The 3233-nt window shown below is 33.1% G+C and carries 4 protein-coding genes; 2 read left to right on the top strand and 2 right to left on the bottom strand.

Annotated features, from left to right (window positions below):
- Positions 1-274: 274 nt before the first annotated feature.
- Both E7419_08345 and E7419_08340 read right to left on the bottom strand, forming a co-directional pair.
- Positions 275-862: a hypothetical protein gene (locus E7419_08345; GenBank protein MBE7015185.1), complete on the bottom strand. Its 588-nt coding sequence runs from the start codon at positions 860-862 to the stop codon at positions 275-277.
- The gene (locus E7419_08340) at positions 862-1149 is read right to left on the bottom strand and encodes a hypothetical protein (GenBank protein MBE7015184.1); all 288 of its coding nucleotides are present in this window, start codon (positions 1147-1149) and stop codon (positions 862-864) included. The genes E7419_08345 and E7419_08340 overlap by 1 nt, the downstream gene beginning before the upstream one ends.
- A 206-nt stretch (positions 1150-1355) precedes the next feature.
- Between E7419_08340 and E7419_08335 the strand changes: the two genes are divergently transcribed.
- Together E7419_08335 and E7419_08330 are read left to right on the top strand one after the other, a co-directional pair.
- Entirely contained in the window at positions 1356-2999 is a 1644-nt protein-coding gene (locus E7419_08335; protein MBE7015183.1) for a PAS domain-containing protein, read from the top strand.
- On the top strand, positions 2956-3233 hold a 278-nt coding region (locus tag E7419_08330; protein ID MBE7015182.1), incomplete at its 3' end, for a response regulator. The genes E7419_08335 and E7419_08330, both read left to right, overlap by 44 nt.

Genomic DNA, 3233 nt, shown 5'->3' with positions numbered 1-3233 from the left:
TTGTTCTCCTTTCTTGAAATATTTACCTATCGCTTAGGTTGGTAATAGTATAACACTATTTACCTACTTTGTCAATAGGTAAATAATTTTTTTAGTGTTATGTAAAATATTAAAAACCTCAGAGGATAAGAGCAGTATATAAAAAGGCTGAACGATATTGCATTCAGCCTTTTTATAGTAATACAGAATTGGTTATCTTATAGGGTTTTGGGCTATCCTAAATATTCGAAGGATGGTACACATTTTCCATGCTTGTTAAACTAACGGATATTTTTTATCTTGTATAACTATAATCATTTACACAAAACAATAACCTAACCAAATTATTAAGCGGTCTTTTGTTTTTCAGCGGATGTACAAACCCAATATCATATACAAACGAAACCACATCTTGCGTTTGCTTTGGATTCCACACCTTTTTCTGCGAAATGTCACAGAACTCACATTTTTCTGAATCTGCTATGTATTTTAAATGTTTATTTAACTTTTCGATATTAGAATCAGTGTTAAAATTCTTAAAAGATACAATGGCGATTCTGCACTTTTTGTTATCCTTTCGAATTCGAGAAATTAACCTTCGGTAATTGCCGGAAAATTCCTCCGTTGATTTTAAAAGCATCTCAATATCCGCATCGCCAATGTGCAAAAGTATAGTTTCGGGATTGAGGTCTGCAATATTTAAGGCGTAAATATCAGTTGCGTTTGAAATTGAAATATTTTCGGCACTTCTATTATAATAATTTTCTTTTAGTGAAAATGCCTGTTTTAATTCACAAAGAGGAATATTCAAATCTTCTTCTCCTCCGAAAATAACTGTTCCGCCTTGTTTAGCGAGTTCGTTTAATAATTTATAATCTTTCATCAGTTTCTCCTCCTCTGCCTTGAATTTTTATCTAAAGCGACATTTCTGAAATATACCACAATGTTCAAAAGGACGATAGCAAGGTTGATAAGATAAACCACAAACACATAATTCATTTGCCCCGACACAACCTTTGAACTTATCCCTGCTATGTATCCTGTAAAGATTAAGAGGATAAACGGCAGGCTTGTTGCCTTTGCCGTCCGTGCTTTATATGCCTTAATAACATTTATTGGCCACGATAGGCCAAAGCATACTAACATAATTGTTTCAAAAATAGAACTCATAACACAAAACTCCTTTGTTTTTTATTTCGTATTAAAGCCTATCACAACAAAGAAATGTTGACAATTTTATGTAAAATATAAACATGATTTGTTATTTCAGAAAATTTATTTTACTTTCAAAAATGATAAAATAAGTTAATAAATTGAAATATTGGGCGTTATATGCTATAATTTAAGGAAGAAAAATCAAAAGGAAGACCTTTGCTATGAAGATAAAAAAGAGTTTAAAAAATCAGTATAAGACGATTTCTATAAAAAACATACACAGAAGAATATTTATCACACAACTTGTACTTATTGTAACTCTTGCTTTGTTTTTGGGTGTTTCGGGAACTTTAATAAACATCCATTTTGAGGTGGAAAAAAGAGACCAAAACTTACAGAATATTGCCGAAGCAGTTGCTAGTTCTCCACTCATTGACGATAAAATTGCAAATCCTGATGATAAAAAAACAACTGAGCTTTTGAATGAATATCTTGACTCTCTTAAAATATCACTTGACAATATAGATGTTATTTCTTTCGTAAGTCGCGAGAATATCCGTTTGTATCATTCTAATCACGAATTAATCGGCACTGAATATGACGGAGCTATTCCTGAATTTGAAAAGGTTTCAAAGGAATATTACACATCAAATGAAACCGGACCGTCAGGTTCACAACGCCGTGCATATGCAGCAGTTTATGACAAAAACGGTAATTATACCGGATTCGTTATGACTATTTTGCTCTTAGAAAATATTAAAGCGGAAACCTTGCAGATACTTTTTATCTTCGCGCTCATTACTATTGCCGCAATTTTAATAGAACTGATTATTTCTGCAGAACTTTCAAGCTCTATTAAAAAAAGTTTGCACGGATATGAACCAAATGTTTTCTCGGCAATGTTTCAAGTTCGTGATAATATTTTGGAATCATTAAATGAGGGGGTACTTGCCGTAGATAAAAACGGAGTTGTTCAGTTTGCAAATCGCTCTGCAGCAAAAATGCTTGGCAAGAAAAAAGCAAAAGAGCTTATAAACACACCATTTACCGATTGCTGTAATGACGGTTTCATAAAAAATGTCATCAGCACAGGCGAAAAAGAGTTTAATATTCAAGAGCAAAGCATTGATAACAGCAATGTTTTGATTGACTGCATACCTATCAAGGAAAAAGATGATATTATCGGGGCAGTTGCAATTCTTCATAACCGTGAAGAATACACAAAGCTGATGGAAGATCTTGCAGGAACAAGGTATCTTGTGGATTCAATGAGAGCAAATAATCACGATTTCACAAACAAGCTTCATGTTATAATGGGACTGATACAAATGGAAATGTATGACGATGCAGTATCTTATATTGAAAATATTTCTATTGTGCAGAGAGAAACCATCAGTAAAATAATGTCAGTCGTTGACGAGCCAAGTATAGCAGCACTTTTAATAGGCAAAAGTGCAAGAGCTTCAGAACTGAATATAAAGTTTATTTTAAACGATGAAAGCCATTATTCTAAAACAGATTTACTTCTTCCATCTGAACTTATGGTAACTGTTATAGGGAATCTTATAGACAACGCATTTGAAGCTATTAATATAAAGGATATTCAAAGGCAGAAAGAGCTTCGCTTCGGTATATATTCCCGTGAAAATGCACTTCTGATAACTGTTGAGGATACAGGAATCGGAATAAGTAAAGATAATCTTGAACATATCTACGATAACGGCTTTTCCACAAAAGGTGAAGGCCGAGGAACTGGATTGTATCAGGTAAAGGAAATGGTCGAAGCTATAGGCGGTAAAATAACGGTTGAATCACAGGAAAATGTGGGTACATCATTTACCGTCATTTTTCAAAATAAATCTTAGGAGGTGCATTATGTATAAAGTTTTAATAGTTGAAGATGATCCAATGGTTGCAATGATAAACGAACAGTTTGTAAGCCGTCATAAAGATTTTACTGTTTCAAATAAATGTAGCGATGGAAAAAGTGCTTTGGAATACCTTGAGGATAATGATGTCGATTTGATTATTCTCGATGTATATATGCCATACATGGATGGTTTTGAAACACTTAGACAGATAAGAAAAAAACAAATTCC

This window comes from Oscillospiraceae bacterium (assembly GCA_015068525.1).
Lineage (GTDB): Bacteria > Bacillota > Clostridia > UMGS1840 > HGM11507 > SIG450.
The sequence above is the reverse complement of the archived record's forward strand: the minus strand, read 5'-3'. Positions and strand labels throughout refer to the sequence as shown.

Excerpts from the sequence above, each read along its gene's own strand:
- E7419_08345 (MBE7015185.1), bottom strand. The coding sequence starts at position 862 with ATGAAAGATTATAAATTATTAAACGAACTCGCTAAACAAGGCGGAACA.
- E7419_08340 (MBE7015184.1), bottom strand. The coding sequence starts at position 1,149 with ATGAGTTCTATTTTTGAAACAATTATGTTAGTATGCTTTGGCCTATCG.
- E7419_08335 (MBE7015183.1), top strand. The coding sequence starts at position 1,356 with ATGAAGATAAAAAAGAGTTTAAAAAATCAGTATAAGACGATTTCTATA.